Annotated in this window: 18 protein-coding genes, 1 tRNA gene and 1 other RNA gene; 12 read left to right on the forward strand and 8 right to left on the reverse strand. The window is 55.4% G+C overall.

Annotation, left to right across the window (positions count from 1 at the left end):
- Nucleotide 1: 1 nt before the first annotated feature.
- Both EYR88_RS14700 and EYR88_RS14705 read right to left on the reverse strand, forming a co-directional pair.
- On the reverse strand, nucleotides 2-715 hold the full coding sequence (locus tag EYR88_RS14700) for an ATP-binding cassette domain-containing protein (protein ID WP_315973741.1): 714 nt from the start codon (nucleotides 713-715) through the stop codon (nucleotides 2-4).
- A 4-nt stretch (nucleotides 716-719) separates the two neighbouring features.
- The gene (locus tag EYR88_RS14705) at nucleotides 720-2,141 is read right to left on the reverse strand and encodes a helix-turn-helix transcriptional regulator (RefSeq protein WP_242632622.1); all 1,422 of its coding nucleotides are present in this window, start codon (nucleotides 2,139-2,141) and stop codon (nucleotides 720-722) included.
- A gap of 282 nt (nucleotides 2,142-2,423) precedes the next feature.
- Here EYR88_RS14705 and EYR88_RS14710 point away from each other — a divergent pair, with 282 nt between their 5' ends.
- From EYR88_RS14710 to EYR88_RS14730, 5 genes are all read left to right on the forward strand, one after another.
- Nucleotides 2,424-3,044 (forward strand): AAA family ATPase, encoded by a 621-nt coding sequence (locus tag EYR88_RS14710; RefSeq protein ID WP_131090516.1) that lies wholly within the window; start codon nucleotides 2,424-2,426, stop codon nucleotides 3,042-3,044.
- Nucleotides 3,045-3,053: 9 nt separating this feature from the next.
- Complete coding sequence (locus tag EYR88_RS14715) at nucleotides 3,054-3,656, forward strand: HutD family protein (protein ID WP_131090517.1); 603 nt, start codon at nucleotides 3,054-3,056, stop codon at nucleotides 3,654-3,656.
- 329 nt (nucleotides 3,657-3,985) lie between these two features.
- On the forward strand, nucleotides 3,986-5,299 hold the full coding sequence (gene aceA, locus EYR88_RS14720; RefSeq protein ID WP_131090518.1) for an isocitrate lyase: 1,314 nt from the start codon (nucleotides 3,986-3,988) through the stop codon (nucleotides 5,297-5,299).
- Nucleotides 5,300-5,378: 79 nt separating this feature from the next.
- On the forward strand, nucleotides 5,379-7,016 hold the full coding sequence (gene aceB, locus EYR88_RS14725; RefSeq protein WP_131090519.1) for a malate synthase A: 1,638 nt from the start codon (nucleotides 5,379-5,381) through the stop codon (nucleotides 7,014-7,016).
- 130 nt (nucleotides 7,017-7,146) lie between these two features.
- Nucleotides 7,147-8,232 carry an alpha/beta hydrolase gene (locus EYR88_RS14730; protein WP_131090520.1) on the forward strand — a complete coding sequence of 362 codons (1,086 nt, stop codon included), beginning with the start codon at nucleotides 7,147-7,149 and terminating at the stop codon, nucleotides 8,230-8,232.
- Here the strand turns inward: EYR88_RS14730 and EYR88_RS14735 are convergent.
- Nucleotides 8,229-8,798 carry a histidine phosphatase family protein gene (locus EYR88_RS14735; RefSeq protein ID WP_131090521.1) on the reverse strand — a complete coding sequence of 190 codons (570 nt, stop codon included), beginning with the start codon at nucleotides 8,796-8,798 and terminating at the stop codon, nucleotides 8,229-8,231. The two genes, EYR88_RS14730 and EYR88_RS14735, sit on opposite strands and share 4 nt — an antisense overlap.
- A 243-nt stretch (nucleotides 8,799-9,041) precedes the next feature.
- On the opposite strand from EYR88_RS14735, the gene EYR88_RS14740 reads away from it, so the two are divergent.
- A complete protein-coding gene (locus EYR88_RS14740; RefSeq protein WP_131090685.1) occupies nucleotides 9,042-10,391 on the forward strand; it encodes an amino acid permease in 1,350 nt (449 codons plus the stop codon).
- 69 nt (nucleotides 10,392-10,460) lie between these two features.
- Here the strand turns inward: EYR88_RS14740 and EYR88_RS14745 are convergent, their stop codons facing one another.
- On the reverse strand, nucleotides 10,461-11,180 hold the full coding sequence (locus tag EYR88_RS14745) for a YoaK family protein (protein ID WP_131090522.1): 720 nt from the start codon (nucleotides 11,178-11,180) through the stop codon (nucleotides 10,461-10,463).
- Nucleotides 11,181-11,315: 135 nt separating this feature from the next.
- On the opposite strand from EYR88_RS14745, the gene EYR88_RS14750 reads away from it, so the two are divergent.
- Nucleotides 11,316-12,002 carry a DsbA family oxidoreductase gene (locus EYR88_RS14750; RefSeq protein ID WP_131090523.1) on the forward strand — a complete coding sequence of 229 codons (687 nt, stop codon included), beginning with the start codon at nucleotides 11,316-11,318 and terminating at the stop codon, nucleotides 12,000-12,002.
- 31 nt (nucleotides 12,003-12,033) lie between these two features.
- Here the strand turns inward: EYR88_RS14750 and EYR88_RS14755 are convergent, their stop codons facing one another.
- Together EYR88_RS14755 and EYR88_RS14760 are read right to left on the reverse strand one after the other, a co-directional pair.
- Nucleotides 12,034-12,651, reverse strand: coding sequence for a LytR C-terminal domain-containing protein (locus tag EYR88_RS14755; RefSeq protein ID WP_131090524.1), 618 nt, complete (start codon nucleotides 12,649-12,651; stop codon nucleotides 12,034-12,036).
- Nucleotides 12,652-12,732: 81 nt separating this feature from the next.
- A complete protein-coding gene (locus EYR88_RS14760) occupies nucleotides 12,733-13,035 on the reverse strand; it encodes a type II toxin-antitoxin system VapB family antitoxin (protein ID WP_131090525.1) in 303 nt (100 codons plus the stop codon).
- A gap of 391 nt (nucleotides 13,036-13,426) precedes the next feature.
- Here EYR88_RS14760 and EYR88_RS14765 point away from each other — a divergent pair, with 391 nt between their 5' ends.
- Complete coding sequence (locus EYR88_RS14765; RefSeq protein WP_131090526.1) at nucleotides 13,427-14,467, forward strand: 2-oxoglutarate and iron-dependent oxygenase domain-containing protein; 1,041 nt, start codon at nucleotides 13,427-13,429, stop codon at nucleotides 14,465-14,467.
- 81 nt (nucleotides 14,468-14,548) lie between these two features.
- Here EYR88_RS14765 and EYR88_RS14770 read toward each other — a convergent pair whose 3' ends face one another.
- Complete coding sequence (locus tag EYR88_RS14770; protein WP_131090527.1) at nucleotides 14,549-14,938, reverse strand: VOC family protein; 390 nt, start codon at nucleotides 14,936-14,938, stop codon at nucleotides 14,549-14,551.
- Nucleotides 14,939-15,072: 134 nt separating this feature from the next.
- A tRNA-Ser gene (locus EYR88_RS14775) sits at nucleotides 15,073-15,160 on the reverse strand.
- Nucleotides 15,161-15,348: 188 nt separating this feature from the next.
- Between EYR88_RS14775 and EYR88_RS14780 the strand changes: the two genes are divergently transcribed.
- From EYR88_RS14780 to EYR88_RS14795, 4 genes are all read left to right on the forward strand, one after another.
- Nucleotides 15,349-16,881, forward strand: a complete 1,533-nt coding sequence (locus tag EYR88_RS14780; protein ID WP_131090528.1) for an HNH endonuclease signature motif containing protein — start codon at nucleotides 15,349-15,351, stop codon at nucleotides 16,879-16,881.
- 111 nt (nucleotides 16,882-16,992) lie between these two features.
- An RNA gene (ffs, locus tag EYR88_RS14785) (signal recognition particle sRNA small type) lies at nucleotides 16,993-17,089 on the forward strand.
- Between the two features lie 27 nt (nucleotides 17,090-17,116).
- Nucleotides 17,117-18,037 (forward strand): tRNA glutamyl-Q(34) synthetase GluQRS, encoded by a 921-nt coding sequence (gene gluQRS, locus EYR88_RS14790; protein WP_131090529.1) that lies wholly within the window; start codon nucleotides 17,117-17,119, stop codon nucleotides 18,035-18,037.
- Nucleotides 18,038-18,046: 9 nt separating this feature from the next.
- Entirely contained in the window at nucleotides 18,047-21,586 is a 3,540-nt protein-coding gene (locus EYR88_RS14795; protein WP_131090530.1) for a DNA polymerase III subunit gamma and tau, read from the forward strand.
- The last annotated feature ends 11 nt before the right edge of the window (nucleotides 21,587-21,597 follow it).

Genomic DNA, 21,597 nt, shown 5'->3' on the forward strand with positions numbered 1-21,597 from the left:
CTTAACGCCAGCAACTTTGCGGGTCATCAAAAAACTCTTGCCATCCACGCACAAGATCTAGTTGCTCATATTCACTCTCACGCAATCCCCACACACCGACTTCCAAGATTCGCGCGCCTGGGAACGCCGCAAGCATTGGTGAGTGAGTTGAGATGACTATCTGAGACCCGGAATCAAGGATGGTTCGAAGCAGCTTCATGAGCCGCAGACAACCTGCCAAAGACAGTGCTGATTCCGGCTCATCCAAGATCCATAGTCCTTGGATATAGGGAATTCTCTCTTCTACAAGATCAAGGAAGGACTCGCCATGGCTTCGCTCGTGCAACCTTGTTTTGAATCGCGATTCTTCAAGATAGGTATAGAAACTGTGCATGGTTTCAGCACGCAGAAAGAATCCTTTGCGCGAAGCTGCCGCACCGCGCTGAAGCTTTAGCTGTTGCCATAGCTCCGATTCGCTGGCTCGCGTTGTGTTCATAGCACCCGTGGAGCCACCTTCAGCATTCATTCCATAGACCATGGCCAATGCTTCAACGAGTGTCGACTTTCCTGTACCGTTTTCGCCGACAAGAATCGTGACCTGCCCTAGGTCCAGACCATCATGAAGAAGCTGACGCACCGGAGGAAGAACAAAAGGCCATTGCTGATTTCCCTCTAGAGCCTGAGGGTCGATAGCTTCCACCCGGCGCACCGGCATGAACATCTGAGAAATTTCCACAGGATCAGTATTGCTGACGTTGCAAGAAGCTATAAACCTCTGTTTCATCCACACCAGGGAAGGCACCAGTCGGCATTGCAGCTAGCAAGTGCGTGTTGGCACGAGTGGCTGGCCACGCGTTGCCAAACCAGCGGTCAGAAAGATCTGCCGGTGGGCGGCGACAACAATTTTCGTCCGGGCAGGTGGACTGACAACGCTCTTTGGTGTCACGACCGCGGAACCATTTCACGTGCTCAAACGGGACACCGATTGATAGCGAATACAGCCCTGAGGAGTGCCGTTCGGTGCGTGCCGAGCACCAGTAAGTGCCATTGACCGTATCCGTGTACTGCTCAAAAGACCGAAACTTGTCCATCTGTTCAAAGACCACTCGGCTGGTCCAATAACGGCAGATGCTCTGTCCCTCGATGGCGCCCGTATGATCCGCAGGGAAATTCACGCGGTCGTTTTCATAAGCTTTGTGCAGGATTCCTGACTCGTGCACCTTCTGGAAGTGGCAAGTCATACCCAAGTGTTCGGTAGCAAGATTGGTGAATCGGTGAGCAGCCGATTCGTAGGACACCGCAAACGCATCGCGCAGGTCCTCGATGGCCAGCTCACGATTGTTCTTTGCACGACGCAGGTAATCAACAGTCGATTTCTCCGGCATCATCAATGCTGCGGCAAAGTAGTTTGTGGCCACACGCTGGGACAGAAAGTCAGAGTAATCCGTCGGTGTTTTATGTCCCAGGACATGATGCCCTAAGGCCTGCAAGAGAACTGACCGCGGATCATGATCGGTGCGATTGGCCTGAGTCAGGTAGATACGCATGTTCTTCAGATCGGTCACCGAACGTGTGGAGTGAGGCAAGTTGCCTACAAAGCGCAGACTGAAGCCAAGATGTTCAGCAATGTCTGCTGCACGGTGATGAGACAGCGGACCAGCATCGTGGCCTACCGCCGAAAGAACCTTGGAAGCTTCTTGCTCAATTTCTTTGTAGTAGTTATTGCGACCTCGCATCTCGTGACGCAATGCCGTATTGGCTCGGCGGGCTTCTTCCGGAGTCGCTGCCTGGTCGTTCAGTCGGCGTTCAAGTTCATGCTGAAGTCCAACCAATGATTCGAGCACGTCCATGGGAAGGCGCGTACCCACACGTACGGTGGGTAAACCTAGTGACTCGTATAGCGGTCCACGTTGAGCGCGCTCCAACTCGATTTCCAGGGCCGCTCTACGTGAAGGAGGCTCGGTGCCCAACAGGTCATCAACTCCGACGTCGAGGGCCCCGGCCAGCGACTTGAGCAAAGAAAGTTTTGGTTCGCGCTTGCCATTTTCAATCAGTGAAAGCTGGCTCGGCGCAGTATCAACCACGGCCGATATATCGTCCAAAGTCATCTGCTTACTTTTGCGAAGGAAACGTATCCTTCGTCCCAGAGCAATGGCGTCCATCTCCGGAGCTTCTCCGGGTCCGTTGCTATTTTCCGGCTTCTTTGCGCGGTTCCATGTGGTTGCAGTCACATACCTAGACTAGGCGAAGAACGCTCAACTTTTCCAGAAGTCCGAGAGAAAAGATCCATTACTCCGGTCTTGCGGAGCGCAACCAAGGAAATATTTTCAATTCTTCCGATTGCCTCTAAGCCTCGTCACTCACAACAAATGCACAGCGCTACACCGGAATCTTGCACCCCTGCCACTCGTTGAAAATATCAATAGTGAACTACGAGGAGAGCCATGACAGCCATTGTCGAAAAAGTACTATCCGCGAAAAACTCCGCCCACGATCCACCACAGACTTTTGTCGTGATGGGTATCGACGGCGCAGGTAAGAGCACCGTCATCACCGCTCTGGTGCAAGAACTAAATAATGAGCAGATCCCGGCACGCAAACTCGCTAATGTTGCGGGGCGCCGCTGGCTTAATAACTTTTCGCGAACCTCCGGCATCCCGGTGCCACACCTTGCTCAGGAATTAATCGAGACAACGTTTCGACTCTTCAACGTTGCCCGAAACTCCCTCACCGCCGCACAAGCTCCGGGCCTCACGGTGATGGACCGCCACTTGTATTGCCAGTTGGTGCTACGCCACGTTCGCGGCCACAAGCCGGGGATCCTCTTGCCGTGGCTTGCGAAGAAAAGCGCCGAGGGAACCACCGTCATTCTTCTGGACGTTGATCCTTACCTCGCCTCACAACGCATCAATGCGCGAGATGAAGACGAAGAATCCGTGGAATACCTTCAGGCAGCACGAACCGAATACCTTCGTTTGGCCGAACTCAACGACTGGTTGGTACTTGATGCATCAAAGCCGACGACGCTATTGGTTGATCAGTTACGCATGATCGCAGGCAAGTAGACTCGACTCATGAGCGAAGCACAGGCTACCTACGCACCCGGAACCATTCTTGAGCTTTCCAAGAGCACCAAGAAGCAGTGGGAACTGGGCCAAGTCCGACTTATCGCCGCAGGCACTCTGGCCGATGACGGCACCTTGCAGCGAGGCGGTGAAGCTGAAGCGTCCTGGCAAGTTTCCATTCGCTCCATTGAGAAGGAAGCTTCTTTCACTGCCACTCTCCCAGCCCAAGTTATTACCTTGATCGCTGGAGACTTCGTTGAGTTGGATGTTGATGGAGAGCAGCACGGTCTAGAACCGTTGCGTCCACTGAAGTTCACCACCGAAGCACCGGTTGGAGCCAGCCAGCCTACCGAAGAACTACTCACCGTTTATGTTGCCGCCGATCCGCAGAAGGTTCGCCCTACGGTGAGAATCGTCGAGCTGTCCAAAAAGCGCGAGCAGTACCTCTTTGATGGACAGCTAGGCATCCTGCTCCAAGGCTCAGCCACCTTGCTACTCGGCGAAGATCAGCTGCCCGTTAATCTTCGCGACACCGTGGCAGGTTCGGACGTTCAAGAGCCACGCATTTCCGGTCGCGGTGTCATGGCGGTTGTTTCTTTCGACCTTGCCTAAAAGCGCACGTCCTTTCCCGTAGAGGGCCGGCACAGTGCACCCCTCAACAGAGGGTTTCGGTTATCTGCACGCTCGTCATCACGCGAGACATTCTAAAATTTCATACTTCTTCTCGGCCAGACCACTAGGTCTGGCCGATTTTTTGCGCTTTGGGATACTTTTGACCAAAGAAGCGTAAATCTTTCATATTTGAGAAGAAGTGAAGATCTTAAAGTAGAAAACCCCTATTTCAACCCTTGCGCTTGAGGAAAAGTAGTTCTCACGAAGAAGTTCACAAGATCATCTACCGATCAACATGAACCCGGAACTTGCGCAAAGGAGCCAAGGTAATGACTACCGAGAACACCAACGAAACCTCGATCGACAACCGCATCGCAGCTATCGAGACTGACTGGGAGAACAACCCCCGCTGGAACAATGTCACTCGTGATTACACTGCCGCTGACGTTGTAAAGCTGCAGGGACGAGTTCAAGAAGAGCACACCCTGGCTAAGCGTGGTTCGCAGAAGTTGTGGAAGCAGCTCACCGAGGAAACCCCAACCGGTGGCTACACCAACGCACTGGGCGCACTGACCGGCAACCAAGCAGTACAGCAGGTCAAAGCCGGACTCCGAGCCATCTATCTTTCAGGCTGGCAGGTTGCAGCAGACGCCAACCTTTCAGGCCAGACCTACCCAGACCAGTCGCTCTACCCAGCAAACTCGGTCCCACAAGTGGTTCGTCGCATCAACAACGCACTACAGCGTGCCGACCAGATTGAATTCTCCGAAGGCATTCACAGCGTTGAAGACTGGATGGTCCCAATCGTCGCTGACGCAGAAGCCGGATTTGGCGGTCCACTGAACGCCTACGAACTGATGAAATCAATGATTGCGGCCGGCGCCTCAGGCGTTCACTGGGAAGACCAGCTGGCCAGCGAAAAGAAGTGCGGCCACCTCGGCGGCAAGGTGCTGATTCCAACTCAACAACATATCCGCACCCTGAACGCGGCCCGCCTGGCCGCCGACGTGGCTGGCACACCCTCGGTGGTGATTGCCCGTACCGACGCAGAAGCAGCAACCCTGATCACCTCGGATGTTGATGAACGAGATCAGCAGTTCATCACCGGCGAGCGCACTCCGGAAGGCTTCTACAAGGTCACCAACGGCATCGAGCCTTGCATCGCCAGAGCCAAGGCCTACGCACCGTATTCGGATTTGATCTGGATGGAGACCGGAACCCCGGACTTGGAGCTGGCCCGCAAGTTCGCTGAGTCGGTCAAGAAGGACTTCCCGGATCAGATGCTCGCCTACAACTGCTCACCTTCGTTCAACTGGAAGAAGCACCTTGACGATGCCACCATCGCTAAGTTCCAGCGTGAACTTGGTGCCATGGGCTTCAGCTTCCAGTTCATCACCCTGGCTGGTTTCCACGCATTGAACCACTCAATGTTCGATCTCGCCCAGGGTTACGCAAAGGACGGCATGAGCGCCTACGTCGAACTGCAGGAACGCGAATTTGCTTCCGAGTCTGCCGGCTACACCGCCACCAAGCACCAGCGCGAAGTTGGCACCGGCTACTTCGACGCAATCTCCACGGCGCTGAACCCGAACGCCTCCACCCTGGCCCTGGTGGGATCCACCGAAGAAGGCCAATTCCATTAGACCCTAATGGGTCGATGGTGCTAGCCGGCAAGGTCGCCGGCTAGCACCACCACCATTTTTGATTTTTAAGGACGCTGCCATGAACTCCCCCATCACCTTGAACAACATCACCATCACCGCTATCCCAGTTCGCCATCAGGAACAAATCCTCTCCAGCGATGCCTTGGACTTCCTGTCATCCCTGCACAGTGCTTTTGAAACCCGCCGTGCCGAACTGATGCAGCGTCGCCAGGTCAACCGGGCACGCATTGCCAACGGACGCGATCCAAAGTTCTTGGACGAGACCCGCTCAATTCGCGACGATGATTCATGGCAGGTTGCTCCGATTGCTCCGGGGCTGGAAGATCGCCGCGTAGAAATCACCGGTCCAATCGAGCGCAAGATGGCCATCAATGCTTTGAACTCCGGCGCCAACGTATGGCTGGCTGACATGGAAGATGCTTGCTCGCCCACCTGGCAGAACGTGATCAAAAATCAGGTAAACCTGATCCGCATCCTGGATAAGGAACTGGACTTCACCGCACCAGATGGCCGCGAGTACAAGCTGAACCACACCGAGCTGCGCGAACTGCCCACCATTGTGGTTCGTCCTCGTGGCTGGCACCTTCCAGAAAAGCACCTGCTGGTTGCCGGTACCCCAATGTCCGGTGCCCTGGTGGACTTCGGACTGCACTTCTTCCACAACGCACACCGCTTGCTAGCTGCAGGTCGTGGACCGTACTACTACCTGCCAAAGCTGGAAAACCATCTGGAAGCACGTTTGTGGAACGACGTCTTCAACATGGCTCAGGACCTGATGGGCATCAAGCGCGGCACCATTCGCGCCACGGTTCTCATTGAGACCATCACCGCTGCCTTTGAGATGGAAGAGATCCTTTATGAACTGCGTGAACACTCTTCGGGGCTGAACGCAGGTCGTTGGGACTACATCTTCTCGATCATCAAGAACTTCCGTTCCCGCGGACCACGCTTTGTTTTCCCTGACCGTGACACGGTAACCATGAGCGCACCGTTCATGCGGGCTTACACCGAGCAGTTGGTTCGTGCTTGCCACCGACGCGGTGCCACCGCAATCGGCGGGATGAGCGCCTTTGTTCCAAACCGCAAGGATGCTTCGATCAACGAGATCGCTTTTGGCAAGGTGCGTGAGGACAAGGCTCGCGAAGCTGCCGATGGTTTTGACGGTTCCTGGGTGGCTCACCCAGATCTGGTGTCGGTAGCCCGCGAGGTGTACGACGAAGTGCTCGGCGAAAAACCGAATCAGTTGCAGCGCACCCGTGAAGATGTTGAGGTCTCGGATTCGGCACTGCTGAACATTCAGAGTGTGAGTGGCAGGATCACCGAGCGCGGTATTCGCGACAATATCGAAATCGGTATCCGTTACATCGAGTCCTGGTTGCGCGGCAATGGCGCAGTGGCCCTACGTAACCTGATGGAAGATGCAGCTACCGCTGAGATTTCACGATCCCAGCTGTGGCAGTGGATCCACCAGTCAGCCATCACCGATGAAGGCGAAATCATCACCCGTCGTTGGGTACAGGATCTGGCCGAAGAGACCATGGATCACTTGGAGCGGTTTGAAGGAGACCGTTTTGAGGAAGCTTTGGAAATCTTTGAAGCTTGCGCCTTGCGTGATGACTTCCCAACCTTCCTGACCAAGAACGCTTACCTGCGCTACCTTGATGCTCCAGCTCGCACGCTGGAAATGGCAGGCTAAGTAGCTACTAATACCCGGCCGATTGTCACCAGTCGTCCTCAAGATCGGCCACGAAAAGCGGCATTCATCCGTTGGTAACCAGTCCAGCGGGCGGATGCCGTTTTTTGTGTGCACTGGTTAGGCTGTAGCCATGGCCTTCCAGTTCAAGAATCCAGCCGAGGATCTTTGGCAACCCGATGTACTGGGCGAGAACTTTTCTGCGCGCCAACTGCCACTGGTTGATGGTTCTACTGCGACGCTAGTTAGGCACAAGCCCAAGAAGAAGCAACGGCTACGTTTCTCCCCACCATTGCGTGGAATTGCGGTGCTCTACGTACATGGCTGGTCTGACTATTTTTTCCAAAAAGAGTTGGCTGAATTCCTCAGCGAAGCCGGCGCAGATTTTTATGCACTGGACCTGCGCCATTACGGACGCAACCTCGCCGCCGACCAGGCTCATGGTCTGCATGCAAAAACCAGCCCGGGGTTCACCACCGACCTCGAAGAATATTTTGAAGAGTTTGATGTTGCGCACCGGATCATTTCCAGTGCCCACCCGGGCACCCGCTTTGTCCTGCTGGCACATTCCACCGGTGGGTTGAGCGCTTGCCTCTATGCCAGCGCCAATCCTCACAAGGTAGATGCGTTGGCGCTCAACAGCCCCTGGCTGGAATTTCAGGCCAGCGAGTTTGGACGCACCGCCCTGGCCCGGATGATTCAACCTGCCACTACCCGAAACCCCCACCGTTTTTTGCCCACCATTGATCCCGGGTTTTATACCCGTACCGTCTCCAGCCAATTTGCTGGCGAGTGGGATTATGACCTTGAGTGGCGTCCGGCCAACGGGTTTAAACTCACCACCGGTTTCATCTCTGCAGTATTTTCCGCCCAGGCCAAGGTGAAAAAGGGGTTAGACCTACAGATGCCTACCTTGGTGATGCTCTCAGCCCATAACTACTTACTGCCCCGTTGGAATGACACGGCCACCCGTGCCGATGTCGCTCTCAACGTCCAAACGGTGGCGCAGCGCAGCCTGAACCTAGGACGAGAACTACATATTGTGCGCCTTCCCGGAGCCCTACATGACATCTTTTTGTCCACACCAACGGTGCGTGCTGCCGCCTACCGTAGCCTCGGCTCGTGGCTTGCCGCCCTGAAAACAAGACAACGTGATTCACAGTTGACCTCCTGCATCCGCGCGGTATTACCCGAAGGCAACGAAGTACTGGATAACTAGCGGACCAACTTTTCTGGAACTGCGTCGTTGACCAGTTCCAGCTCCCAGGCCCCAGTCTGGTCCTGGCCCACAATGGCTACCGAGCCATTGCGGATGGTATCCAGCTTGTAGCCGGCTAGGTGCGAGAGCGTGTAGCGAATGATGGTGCCGTGGCAGATGATGGCAACATTTTTGCCCGGGTAGTCTGCCGCGATCTGATTGATTGCGCGCAGGCCCCGGTCAACGACGGAGTCCAGTGGTTCAATGCCGCCACCGAGCTTATCTGGCCACAGTTCAAGCGCTTCGGCCTCCACCATGCCTTCACCCTGCGCGTAGTCGCGTTCGATCAGCAGGTCGTAGCTAGGACCAAGTTCCAGGCCCAGACCGTCGGCGATAATTTGCGCGGTTTCCCGTGCTCGGGATAGCGGGGAGGAAACGATAACGTCCCAGTTACCGCCGGCGAGTACGCTCACTGCTTCGCTTGCTTGGGTCCGTCCGGTGTCGTTCAGCGGAATATCACTGGAGCCTTGCAGTCGGCCTTCAAGGTTCCATTGCGTCTGTCCGTGGCGGACGAATCCAAGTTTCATAAGCCCATTCTCCCACCTCAATGGTGCTACCGGGCAACCGCTGGTGGTCAAGCTCACGATTGATCTGTGCCACGTTCTACACACCAAAGCCTTGTGAACACATAGGATTTTCTCGGCTGATTTCTGTTTTTGAACGCTTTCAGGCCCAGATCGAATGCACCCCAATAGGATCCGAGCAATACTATCGTGACCGATATCAAGGCCTCACTTGCCCGCGGGCTCACGGCCCGCCACATCCGCTTCATGGCCCTGGGCTCAGCGATCGGAACGGGCCTATTTTATGGCTCCTCCTCCGCTATCCAGGCTGCCGGCCCCGCCGTACTTTTTGCGTACATGATTGGCGGCGCAGCCGTCTTCATCGTTATGCGCGCCATGGGTGAGATGGCCGTGAAGCATCCGGTTTCCGGATCCTTCGCACACTACGCTTCGCGCTACTTGGGCAACTTTGCAGGCTTTGTCACTGGCTGGACCTTCAGCTTTGAAATGGCCATTGTGGCCATCGCCGATGTGACCGCTTTTGGCATCTATATGGGCTTCTGGTTCCCGCAGGTACCGCAGTGGATCTGGGTTCTGGTGGTGGTGCTGCTGATCGCCACCATTAACCTGATGAAGGTTAAGGTCTTTGGCGAAACCGAATTCTGGTTGGCCATTGTGAAGGTTACGGCGATTATCGCCATGATCGTTGGCGGTGTTGCCCTGATCATCTTCGGCTTTAACGCCCCAGACACCGATACCGCTACTGGCTTTGCCACGCTCATGAGTGCCGGCACGCTGTTCCCCAACGGCTTTATGGGCCTGCTATTGTCCTTCGCCGTGGTGATGTTTGCCTTTGGCGGCATCGAAACCATCGGTATTACCGCCGGCGAAGCTGATGATCCTTCGAAGTCTGTTCCAGAGGCCATCAACACTGTGCCATGGCGTATCTTGCTCTTCTACGTAGCTTCCCTGGCTGTAGTGATGATGCTCTTTGATTGGCGCCAGATTGACGGCTCCGCCTCGCCATTTGTGCAAATTTTTGACGGACTGGGATTGCCGGCAGCTGCACACGTACTCAACGCCGTGGTTATCACCGCAGCCATTTCAGCCATTAATGCCGATACCTTTGGCGCTGGACGCATGCTCTACGCCATGTCTCTGGCGGGCCATGCACCGAAGTCCTTCGGCCGGGTTTCACGCAACGGCGTGCCGTGGATGTCGGTGATAGTCATGGCTATTGTGTTGCTGGTTGGCGTGGTGCTCAACGCCCTGTTGCCTGAAGCGCTGTTCACGATTATCGCCTCGATCGCCACCTTCGCGACCGTGTGGGTTTGGATCATGATCTTGGCTTCCTACCTAGCCATGCGCCGCAAAGAAGCGAAGGCTGGGCGCGATAATTCGGTAGCTCGCGAGTACGCAGTACCGGGCGGAACCATCGCAGCCTGGGCAGCGATGATCTTCATGGTCTTTGTTGTAGTACTGCTAGCACTGAGCGCGGAAACCCGCGTGGCCTTGTACACCGGCGTCGTCTGGTTGATCTTGCTGGGTGTGCTCTACAAGGTGTTGCTGCGCCCTACCGATTCAAGCAAACAAGATAGCGACTCGCTGCTGGGCTAATAACCGGCGCTTGCAATATGGCACCCGGCTTCATCGTGAAGCTGGGTGCCACTGTTTTTAAGCAGGAATCTAGTCGACTCGGCGTCTATCCCCGGTGCGTTCTGCGATTGAAAGAGGATCTGCAACGGAGCGCAATTCTTGGAACAGCGCCAGAGACGCCCACAGCAACATGCTCAGTCCCACGATCCACAAACTGGCTAAACCGAGGTTTAGGTAGGCCAGCACTCCGCCAAGGGAGCCGATGGTGATCATTACCCACAGCACCGCATAGCGCAGCCATAACAGCCGAATAGTTCCTTGATTGGAACCGGTCAACAGCCCAAGGATCGCTCCGCCGAGCGCTTGGCCTAATTTCACCAAGGTGCCAGTCATATAGGTCAGACCGAGTGACACTTCCCCGGAACGGGTATAGGAAACATTCACCACGCCCATCGCACCAGCCAATAACAAGGCCGTGGCATGTGGGAAAGCCGAACCGGTTGCTGCGGCAGTCAGAAGTAACGCGGCACTGAAATACATGGCTACGGGCCTGCGTAGAGCTGCCAGTGGAGCGGTAATCAACGTTGCAATAACTACGCCGATAACAAAGCTAGCCACAAGCGACATGGCGTTAATCCAACCGGTGTTATCCCCGGTCATCAGTGCGGCCGAAGAGCGGGTGGAGTTACCGGACATGAACGATAGGAAGTAGCCACCAAAGTGCACAAAGCCGACACCGTCGACAAATCCTGCCATGGCGGTGATGGTTCCTGCGAAGAGGATAGCTCGCCAGCGAAGATTCTTTGCCACGTGCACTGCTTTCTTTGTTTTCGGTGTTCGCCTCGTTGCTGAGGCGCTAGGCCTTCTCTATTATTCCAGCTCTAGGTCGTACTCAGTACAAAGGGATAGTGGAATGCAATCGGCATAAAAGTTGTTGAGTCAAGCATGACTGAAAATACTGGCAATCAGCCTCTTGAATCTAAGCGCCTGCGGGTAGATATCTTCTCCGACATCGCCTGCCCTTGGTGCTTCATTGGTAAGCGTCGTTTTGAGCATGGCGTTGAAGCTTTTGAATACTCGGAGAATGTTGACGTGTTCTGGCACGCTTATCAGTTAGATCCTTCCCTGCCCGATAACTATGAAGGTAGCGAAGCTCAGTATCTTTCAGCAATGAAGGGCATAGACCAGTCCCAGGTTCAGCAGATGCTCGAACATGTGACCGCTCAGGCAGCTTCCGAGGGGTTGAAGTACGACTTTGACAACCTAAAGGTTGCAAACTCGTTCACCGCTTTGCGTGTACTGGAATACGCAAAGCAGCATGGCGCAGGCAACGAGATGAAGGAAGCATTGCTCTCTGCACATTTCGAAAAGGGCCTGAACACCGGCGATACCCCGACGTTGCTTGAAATTGCCGAATCATTGGGGCTCGATACCAAGGAGTTAGCGACGCAGCTTGAAGCTGGCGCCTTCGCTGAGGACGTCAAGGCGGACATCTCCCAAGCCCAGCAGATCGGTGTCACGGGAGTTCCGTTTTTCGTTCTTGACGGTAAATACGGCATCTCCGGTGCACAACCAGCCGAGGTATTTGCTAACGCACTAACCGAGGTTTACGCAGAGAAGGTTAACGCCTAGTAGACACCGATGGTCGGATCAGTACCTCCGACTATTCGCAGACGAGTTTGCCTGCAGAAGTATCCAATTTGCGGTCCTTTTGCAGGCTTTCGAATTTTTCACCGAGCGCCAGGTCTACGTTGCTGCCCCATTTGTCTTCGTCAAAGATGAAGACCGTTCCTGGCACCTGTCGTTGTACGGTAAAGGCTTGAGCGTATCCATCAGGTCCGGCGATGACTGCTCCAACCGTGTTTGACAGCGAATTCCAGCCAGACGTTAGCGAAGAAATCTTGAAGCCACGGTCTTCCAAGGACTTGGCTGTATCTCCGGCCAGGCCGGAAATTTCAGTGGTGTTCAAAACCCGGATACGGAAACTCGCGGGGTCCTGATAGGAGAAGTTCACTTCAGGACACTTGGTGTTTTCAATTTTTGTGGGACTTGGCGTTACTTCGTTCGCGACGGTGGGTTTCGCGCCCGGTTTCCAGTTTCCAGTGGCGATGAGTAGCGCTCCAACGGTCACTGCAAGAACTAGTACCGCCATCGCCATAAAGACAATATTCTGTCGTCTGCGCGCAGACTTTTTCGCTTTGTGATCTGAGCTGAAGCTCAAATCTTGCCCATTAACGATGTGTGCCCCGTGCCATTGATCCGGGTCTTCACTTTTACGCATCTTCCCACCTAGCTTCCGGCAACCCTTCGGCTGTAACTAGCTGAGGAGAACAGCTTCGTTATCCTCGTGGCGATAGCTTATCTAATTGACGTCCAAATCCAATATCCGGGCGTGTATTACGGAACGGTGATGTAACGCAGAACGTAATGCACGGTGCACCCCGTCTTCAAGATACAAGACGCCCTCATACCGGACCACGTGTGAAAACAGATCCCCGTAGAAGGTGGAATCTTCAGACAGCAAGGTTTCAAGATCCAGAGTCGACTTAGTCGTGACCAACTGATCCAACTTCACCTGCTGTGGTGGGATTTCGCTCCAATCGCGCGAAGAAACCAACCCGTGTTCTGGGTACGGACGGCCATCGCCTACTGCTCGAAATATCACCCATTAAGCATACGATCTGAGTGTTTGAATCGCTGGAAAGAACTTACGCGTTAGTGATGTGCGCTTAAGCAAGTTTTCTTGGTAAACATCCGAGTTTCAAGTTCGTCACAGCTTCCAAACCGGCGCTCGGGAGACCGTTACATTACCGCGTAACCCATGCGCGGCAATCCGCATGCGGACCCTATGCTGTTGAAAGCTGGTGACGGATTTGCCGACTCCACGCGATTTTCCCTGAAGATTCAAGGGTTTCGCCACTTGCACTAAGTGCGTGAGGGCGAATTATCTTCCTCTCCCAGGCGCTTTGCAAGCAATGTTACAGCGCAAGAAACTTGAGGGAACCGGGCGTAACTTTAGCTGGTAACAGTCGCGTCATAAGGTGCACGCTGGAGTTATGAAAAACGTAGTCACCGAGATCCCACTCCTCGACATCTCTACCTCGCGTAACGCAGACGGAAGCTTCAACGAAGATTTCGTCGCTGCACTTCGCGATGCGGCCCATCGTGTTGGATTCTTCCAAATCGTTGGCTACAGCTCCCAAAATGGTCAAGATCAGGAGCTGTTGGACACCATCGCTGAATTCTTCAACAAGCCTGTAGAGCAGAAGATCAAGCTAGATAACCGCAACAGCGCACAGTTCCGCGGCTACACCCGCATGGGCACCGAAATCACCCGTGGTCGTGCCGACGCCCGTGAGCAGATTGATTATGGACCAGAGCGTGATGCCTTGGCCGTTGTTCCCCAGGACAAGCCTTACTTGAACCTGCAGGGCCCTAACCAGTTCCCAGAAGATTTCCCGCAGCTCGAAAACCGCGCCATGGCCTGGGCAGAGCTGATGAACAAAACCGGACATGAACTACTGTCGGCCATCGCAGTAGGTCTAGGCCTGTCCGAAGATCACTTCGACGAACCGTTCGCCAACACCCCATCATGGATGGGCAAGTTGGTTCACTACGTTTCCGGCGATGTAGTTCCTGAATCGGGCAACCAGGGTGTTGGCCTGCACGCAGACTACGGTTTTGTCACCCTGCTACTTCAGGATCAGGTCGGCGGACTGCAGGTCCAGCCATATGGTCAAGAAGAGTGGATCGAAGTTCCACCAACTCCAGGAGCCTTGGTGGTGAACCTCGGCGAGATGCTTGAGGTTGCTACCGACGGTTACCTGATGGCAACCATCCACCGCGTCATTGCACCACCAGCGGGTGTTGACCGTTACTCGGTTCCTTTCTTCTACTCACCACGTCTAGATGCAGTCATCGACAAGGTCGAGTTGCCAGCAGAACTAGCTGCAGACGCCCGTGGTGTTTCTGATGATCCGCAGAACCCAATGTTGGCTTCCTACGGGGCCAACGTCCTTAAGGGTTGGTTGCGTGCTCACCCACAGACCGCGGCCATCCACTACCCGGAGATTGCCAAGGCCAAGAAAAGCGCCTAATTCTTCCTCTCTACCCTGATTCTGGGCAAAGACAGACAAGACCTGTTGGTCTCAGCTCGAAATTGATTTTCGAAGTTGAGATCAACAGGTCTTTTTTATTGCTACATAATCCTTGCCGGCGAGCACGCAAAACTCATTACCTACAGGATCAGCGAGAACTACCCAGCTCACGTCTACGTCTTGACCAACATCGGCGTAGGAAGCACCTAGGGACAGCAACCGGTCAACTTCCTGTTGCTGACCAAGCTCGCGCGGGCTCACATCTAGGTGCAATCGATTCTTGATGGTTTTTGCTTCCGGGACTTGAGCGAAGGTCAAGATCACGGGAAACACTTCTTGCGATTGTGGACCAATGCTGATCAGCCCGACTTCTTCTTCAAAGACTCGATAATCTAGCGCTTCACTCCAGAAGCGAGCCAAGAGCACCGGGTTAGCGCAGTCAATGGAAATCTCACTCAAAACGCTTGCCATGATTACTGCCTCGTCGAGTCATTCATCGATTGATAGATGTCTCGGATCCTACCGGGAACTGCTCACGGGATCTTGATAGGCAAAAAAATAATGTCCTGATTCATCATTTTCATGATGAATCAGGACATTAAATTTGGCGGAGGATAGGGGATTTGAACCCCTGAGGGCGTTAACCCAACACGCGTTCCAGGCGTGCGCCATAGGCCGCTAGGCGAATCCTCCTCAGTTTGCTCCGTGGAGCAGAGTCCAGCATATCTAAATTCTCGCCCAATAACGAATCGGGCACTCTCCCATCGTATCCGCCCGAAGAAACCAAGGCGCATTCCCCTGAAATCCGGTGATTTTATGGGTTATGCCCAGCTCGGAACTTTCCCGTTTTGCAACCCACAGAAGCATTGATACTGCTATTTATGAGCAAAAGAGAGGTATTTCACAGCACCGATGATCCTCGGCGCCTGCACATTAGCCCTCCCGGAACGCGGACAACTCCGGGTGATTTCGGCCGGTGGGCAGCGCATCTAGATCAAGATAATCTCTTCACGCAAATTGCGGCCACCGCCCGGCAGCTCTATGAACAACCGCCGGTTTCTTCAGCGGCCCAAGGTTTGGATGCCTTGAAGACTATGTCGCGATTACGCAGCATGCTTGATGCTGCAGAAGCCGCCGTCTTAGCTGACTCGTTTGAACATGCCGTGAAGTCAGCATCTGCTCAAGGCACCCAAGAGCCGCTCATTGATTCGTCACCAGACCCATTTCAAGAGCAAGCCACCGCGTACTACAGCGTGAATCCCTCCGATGAGGCGATAGTGCGTTCTTCCTTCGTTGCCGAGGCGTCCATAGCCATACGTGCATCCGAAGCCAACATTAGAGATCGATTATTTATCGCTGAAGGTCTGCGACATTTATGCCCGGAGACTCTTGAAGAACTCAGTTGTGGTGAGATCACCACCAGGACCGCGCAGGAAATCGTTAAGCAGTCTCAAGATCTTGAACCAGCAGACGTGCGCTACATGCAACAGACGCTTTTGCCTATCGCGCGAACCGCAGCTGATTCGGCAGTGGCTCATAGGGCACGAAAAATTCATGAACGGTTACATCCTCAACCCATTGAAGAGCGCCACAAAAAGGGCGTCCAGGACCGCAAGGTCATCTACTGGCATGAGCCCAATGGAATGTCGACGCTACAGTTGCACGTCCCTGCAGAAAAGGCCTTGAGCATCATCAACACCGTCAACTGGCACGCCTCGCAGCATGATGACCCGGATGATGAACGAACCGAACAGCAACGAAGACTGGACATTATTTGTGATGCCCTGATCGACGGTTGGCCTGCCGCGCCGGGAACGCCGTTGAAGGCACGAGTCGCCGTGACGATCCCCGCACTGGAGATGTTGGCCAACCCGAAGCGTGCACTGGCAGATTTAGAAGGCTACGGACCAATACCTATTGGGACCGCGCTGCGCATTGCTCAGGACGCCCCGTCATTCATGAAGGTACTCACCGATCCGTGGTCCGGCGCTGTGATTGATGTTGGGCGAGAAAAGTATCGTCCTTCAAAGGCCTTGCGGGACTTCTTGCGCAACCGGGACATCTGTTGCCGGTTCCCTGGCTGTAATCGGCCAGCCGAGACTTCAGAAATAGATCATATTGAGGCATGGGCTGCCGGTGGACATACCTCTAGGACCAACACCCATCTGCTGTGCAAGCGGCACCAGATGTTTAAACACGCTTTGGGCTGGCAAGCCACATACTTGGCTGATGGTTCGGTGAATTGGCGTTCTCCGCACGGGGTGATCTGCATTGAGCTGCCAGGCAGTGTCACCAATGTGCAGAATTTCGATTTTGAAAAGGACCAGACCCCGATGCTTCCTCCCATGCAACTGACCGATCGGGTACGCCGAGTATTAGGTTGGATTGATCCGCCAGATCAAGAAACAGGGTGAAAACAACCTAGTTGAGATGCGTTTAATCTGCGCTCTTCATTGCACTTGAAAGCTGAGAGCAAGCGCACGCTCACCGATTTTTATCAGGCACGAGTCTCGGGTAGTATTTTGGGTGACCCCTCGTGTGGTGTCATCCTGTTGAACTCCCCCAGGACCGGAAGGTAGCAAGGGTAGATAGGCTCTGGCAGGTGCATGAGGGGTCTTTACTTTTTCACGCAAGTCGAATGGAGTCCACGTGGGCGCTGGCCGTTTCGCCCCTAGCCCTTCTGGGCCACTCCACCTTGGCAATTTACGCACTGCTATTCTCGCTTGGCTTTTTGCCCGCTCAACACAACGCGAATTTCTACTGCGCGTTGAAGACTTGGACCGAGTTCGTTCCGGTGCCGAAGCCACCCAAATTTCTGAACTTGAAGCTTTGGGACTGAATTTTGCTGGTCCCCTCCTGCGTCAGTCAGAGCGCTTCCCGATTTACTTTGCAGCCATTGAGCAGCTCAAACAACGAGATCTCGTTTATCCATGCTTCTGTTCACGCAAGGACATTGCCGAAGCTGGCAGTGCACCGCATGCCGCACCCGGGGCTTATCCGGGCACCTGCCGAAACCTGAGCGATAGTGAACGCGAAGCTAAGGCGAAAATCCGTCCCGCAGCCCTGCGCCTGCGCGCTGAAGTGAACGAATTTTCTGTTCATGACCAGTTCGCAGGTAACTACAGTGGCACCGTGGATGACTTTGTTTTGGTCCGTAACGATGGGGCGCCAGCATACAACTTGGCTGTAGTCGTTGATGACGCTGCCTGTGGAATCGACCAGGTAGTGCGCGGTGATGATTTGCTCTCCTCGGCACCGCGCCAAGGCTATCTTGCCTCACTGTTGGGCTACGAAATTCCCGACTATGTTCATGTGCCGCTGGCACTGAATAGCAAAGGCCAGCGCTTAGCCAAGCGTGATGGTGCAGTAACACTCGAAGAGATCACCGAACACGGGGTACATCCAGCCGATGTTGTGGCGATTTTGCTAGAGTCGTTGGGCTTGCCAAGCACAAGTTTGCAGGCAGCCCTAGAAGCTTTCGATCCGGTGAACTTGCCTCGTGAACCGTGGATCGTAGAACCTGAAAATATCGTCCAACAGCTGATGCCCCGAGCATCACGCAACCGATAGGGAACCGGTGTGAGTACAGCGCTATATCGCAGATATCGTCCCGATACGTTTGGCGACGTCATCGGACAAGAGCACGTTACCGCTCCCCTGATGACGGCTCTGGAAAAGAACCGTGTGAATCACGCGTACCTCTTCTCCGGCCCTCGCGGTTGCGGCAAAACCACCTCGGCACGCATCTTGGCTCGTTGCCTGAACTGTGAACAGGGTCCGACTCCCGTTCCGTGTGGCACGTGCCCTAGCTGTGTGGAGCTAGCCAATGGTGGCCCGGGCTCCCTAGACGTTATCGAAATTGACGCTGCCAGCCATGGTGGTGTGGATGATGCTCGTGACCTTCGTGAACGTGCAACTTTTGCTCCTACCCGTGACCGCTACAAGATCTTCATCATCGATGAGGCTCATATGGTCACCGCTGCAGGTTTCAACGCGCTTCTGAAAATTGTTGAAGAGCCACCGGCTCACATCAAGTTCATCTTCGCGACGACCGAGCCTGAAAAAGTTATCGGCACTATCCGTTCGCGTACCCACCACTACCCATTCCGTCTGGTTCCACCAGAGGCGCTGTTGGCGTACCTGCAGGTGTTGTGCGAACGCGAAAACGTTGCAGTAGCCGAGGGTGTACTCCCCTTGGTAATTCGTGCCGGTGGCGGTTCAGTCCGCGATACCCTCTCCGTTCTGGACCAGCTGATGGCTGGCGCTCGGGAAGGCACCCTGGATTACGAAACTGCGATTGCGTTGCTTGGTTACACGCACTCCACCTTGCTGGATGAAGTAACCCTGTCGCTTCACGAATCTGATGGTGCTGGGCTCTTTGGCGCTATCGATCGCATTATCCAGACTGGCTTGGATCCACGCCGATTTGTTGAAGATATTCTTGAGCGCTTCCGTGACTTGATCATTGCCAAGGCAATGCCTGAAGGTCTGGAAAAGATCTTGCGTGGAGTCCCCGAAGATCAGCTTGAGGCATTGCATCTGCAGGCAGGGTTGGTTGGCGCTGGCGAGCTTTCGCGCTGGGCCGATGTCACCAATCAGGCTCTGAGCCAGATGACCGGCGCGACCTCGCCGCGGCTGCATCTGGAATTGCTGGCAGCTCGTCTGATGCTGCCGGGTTCAGAGAATTCTGATTCTGCTTTTGCAGCCCGTTTGGATCGACTCGAACGCCAAGCAATGACTGGCGGCCCACTGCCGGCCCTTGAAGAAGGAGATGCAGCGACAGCTGCTGCTTCCTTGGGCGCGCCAGTTAATCCGGTAGCCGCCCGTCAGGGTGCTGCCGCAGTACGTGAAGCATTAGCGGCAGCCAAGGCCCGCCGTGAAGGCGCTCCAATGCCTGCTGCCAGCGAAGCACCCGCTGCACCTGAGGAACAACCAGCGCAACCGGTCCAGCAGCCAACGCAACCAGTTCAGCCGGTCCAGCAGCCAGTGGCGCAGGTCCAAGAGCAGCCGTCAGCTCCAGCACCAGCTCAGCATCCGGTTCAGCAGGAACAGCCTGCCGAACCTCAGGGCGAGCTGCAGGCACCAGCGGTCGAAAACGAAGATCCAAATGCACCATTGGATCCGGGCGCAGATTCGCTGAATACCGGTGAAGCTGCGGACTGGGGAGCAACCTGGGGACCAAAGGACGATAGTCGTTCGGTCACCACTGAAGTTCAGCCTGGTCCTAGTGTTCCGGCTGCACGTCCAGAGGGTGTTGCGCCGTTCAGTCTGGTTCCTGACCCATCTAGTGGCGAAGATTTGTCCTTCGGCACCGGTGTATCTATTGATGACGTCAAACAGAACCCTGCCATGGCCGAATTCGCTCGTCGCACCGCGGCAAACCGCACTCAGCAACCAGCAGCCCCCGCACAACAGCAACCGCAGGCACCGCAAGCGCCAGTAGCGCAGCCGGTTCAAGCACCGACACAGCCAGCGGCACCGGCTGAAACTGAGCAGCCTTCTCAAGCTCAAATTGATGCGCAGCGTCAGGCTGCCCAGCAGGCTCAGCAACAGCAGGAGCAGCAGGCGCAACGCGAACAGGCTCAGCGTGCACAAGCTGAACGTGAAGCTCAAGAAACTGCATCGCGCGAACAGGCCCAACGTGAGCAAGCTGAGCGTGAAGCTGCCGAACGCGCAGCTCAACAGCAAGCCCAGCAACAGCAAGCACCTGCTCCACAGGCGCAGCAACCGGCTACAAGTTCTGGCGTGCAGAAGTTCCAGCAGGCTTGGCCGATGATTCTGGAACAACTGCAGGGCAGTTCGCGAGTTCTTCATTCGATGGTGTCCACCTATGGTTCGGTGGCTGGCTTTGATGGTCGCACGCTCACGTTGGCCTTCAGCAACACAGGCCCGATTGTGAATCTGCGCAATCGTCCAGATTTGATGAATACCATCACCGGTGTGGTGTCCCAGGTCGCTGGTTCACCAATAGAGATTGTCCTTACCGAGGGCGGCTCTAACCCGGGCGGTGGTGGTTCCCCAAAAGGTGAGCGCCGGCCACTCCCGGCGCAAATCCCAGCACCAACTAAGTTCAACAAGCCTGTAACTTCCGCTGGGGTAGCCGCACGTGCCGCAGCACGTGCGCAGGCCGCTGCTCCTGTACCGGATCCGAGCGCTCCGCCTTCGGCCCCAATACAGGCACCGCAACCAGTTGCACCGCGTTCGGGCTCTGCCGATGGCTACACCAGTAGCTATGACGACGTTCCGCCGCCTTACGACGAGCCTTTTATGGATGAGCCTCCGTACCCGGATGATCCATATTATTCTTCTCAACCGGTAGCGGAAGCACCTGTCCAGGTGGTAACCGAACAGCCGCAGCGTGCTGAGGTTGTTGCTCCACAGTCCAGTGCTCCGCGCAGTTTTGGTGGTCCCCCGGTCGCGCCTAAACCACGCATGACCGCTGGCATGAGCGCGCGTGAAGCTGAGGGCGGAGCGCTCAATATTCCGCGCCCAGTCTCTTCCACGCCGCTGCATCCGCAGAGCACAACTGCGTCGTTCCAGAATTTGACTACCCCTGAGCCGGATCCAGCACCGCAGGTTCAAGAACCTGTCGCTGCTCCGCAGTCGCAGTCGGAGCCACAGCCGCAGTCACCTGTAGCATCGGCACCAGCTACCGTACCGACCACTGCTCCCGCCGTTGTTCCTGCGCCTGCCTCGGCGCCGGTTGAACAGCAACAGCAGCCCGCGCCGGTTCAAGCTGCGCCGGTTCACGCCGCACCGGCTCCAGAAGCAGCCCCGAGTTGGGGCACGCCACAGGAACAAGCCGCTGCACCGAGCGAGCCTGCAGCCAGTGCCGCAGGACAACGCATGAGCCGCTACCAGCAGCTGATGAACCAGGCCAAGGATTCGCCCACTGCACCAGCACCGACTCAAGCCGCCAGCGGTTGGGGCGGTCCGAGCGCAGCTCCGGATCGCGCCGCGATCCAAGAGCCTGAAGAGTTCGTCCCGAGCGACGACGACATCCAGGTCGAAGATTCAGCGCTCATCGGTGTTCCCGCCGTGGAACGGTTGCTCGGTGGTCTAGTCATTGAGCAGCGAGACGTTAACGGCAATGTTGTGGAAATCAAGCGCAGCCTGTAGCCCGCACCACG

This window comes from Arthrobacter sp. S41 (genome assembly GCF_004320535.1).
Taxonomy (GTDB): Bacteria; Actinomycetota; Actinomycetes; order Actinomycetales; family Micrococcaceae; genus Glutamicibacter.

What these genes read in the sequence shown, in the direction of transcription:
- EYR88_RS14705 (WP_242632622.1), bottom strand. Translation starts at nt 2,141, where the DNA reads ATGGACGCCATTGCTCTGGGACGAAGGATACGTTTCCTTCGCAAAAGT.
- EYR88_RS14710 (WP_131090516.1), top strand. Translation starts at nt 2,424, where the DNA reads ATGACAGCCATTGTCGAAAAAGTACTATCCGCGAAAAACTCCGCCCAC.
- EYR88_RS14715 (WP_131090517.1), top strand. Translation starts at nt 3,054, where the DNA reads ATGAGCGAAGCACAGGCTACCTACGCACCCGGAACCATTCTTGAGCTT.
- aceA (WP_131090518.1), top strand. Translation starts at nt 3,986, where the DNA reads ATGACTACCGAGAACACCAACGAAACCTCGATCGACAACCGCATCGCA.
- aceB (WP_131090519.1), top strand. Translation starts at nt 5,379, where the DNA reads ATGAACTCCCCCATCACCTTGAACAACATCACCATCACCGCTATCCCA.
- EYR88_RS14730 (WP_131090520.1), top strand. Translation starts at nt 7,147, where the DNA reads ATGGCCTTCCAGTTCAAGAATCCAGCCGAGGATCTTTGGCAACCCGAT.
- EYR88_RS14735 (WP_131090521.1), bottom strand. Translation starts at nt 8,798, where the DNA reads ATGAAACTTGGATTCGTCCGCCACGGACAGACGCAATGGAACCTTGAA.
- EYR88_RS14740 (WP_131090685.1), top strand. Translation starts at nt 9,042, where the DNA reads ATGGCCCTGGGCTCAGCGATCGGAACGGGCCTATTTTATGGCTCCTCC.
- EYR88_RS14750 (WP_131090523.1), top strand. Translation starts at nt 11,316, where the DNA reads ATGACTGAAAATACTGGCAATCAGCCTCTTGAATCTAAGCGCCTGCGG.
- EYR88_RS14755 (WP_131090524.1), bottom strand. Translation starts at nt 12,651, where the DNA reads ATGCGTAAAAGTGAAGACCCGGATCAATGGCACGGGGCACACATCGTT.
- EYR88_RS14765 (WP_131090526.1), top strand. Translation starts at nt 13,427, where the DNA reads ATGAAAAACGTAGTCACCGAGATCCCACTCCTCGACATCTCTACCTCG.
- EYR88_RS14770 (WP_131090527.1), bottom strand. Translation starts at nt 14,938, where the DNA reads ATGGCAAGCGTTTTGAGTGAGATTTCCATTGACTGCGCTAACCCGGTG.
- EYR88_RS14780 (WP_131090528.1), top strand. Translation starts at nt 15,349, where the DNA reads ATGAGCAAAAGAGAGGTATTTCACAGCACCGATGATCCTCGGCGCCTG.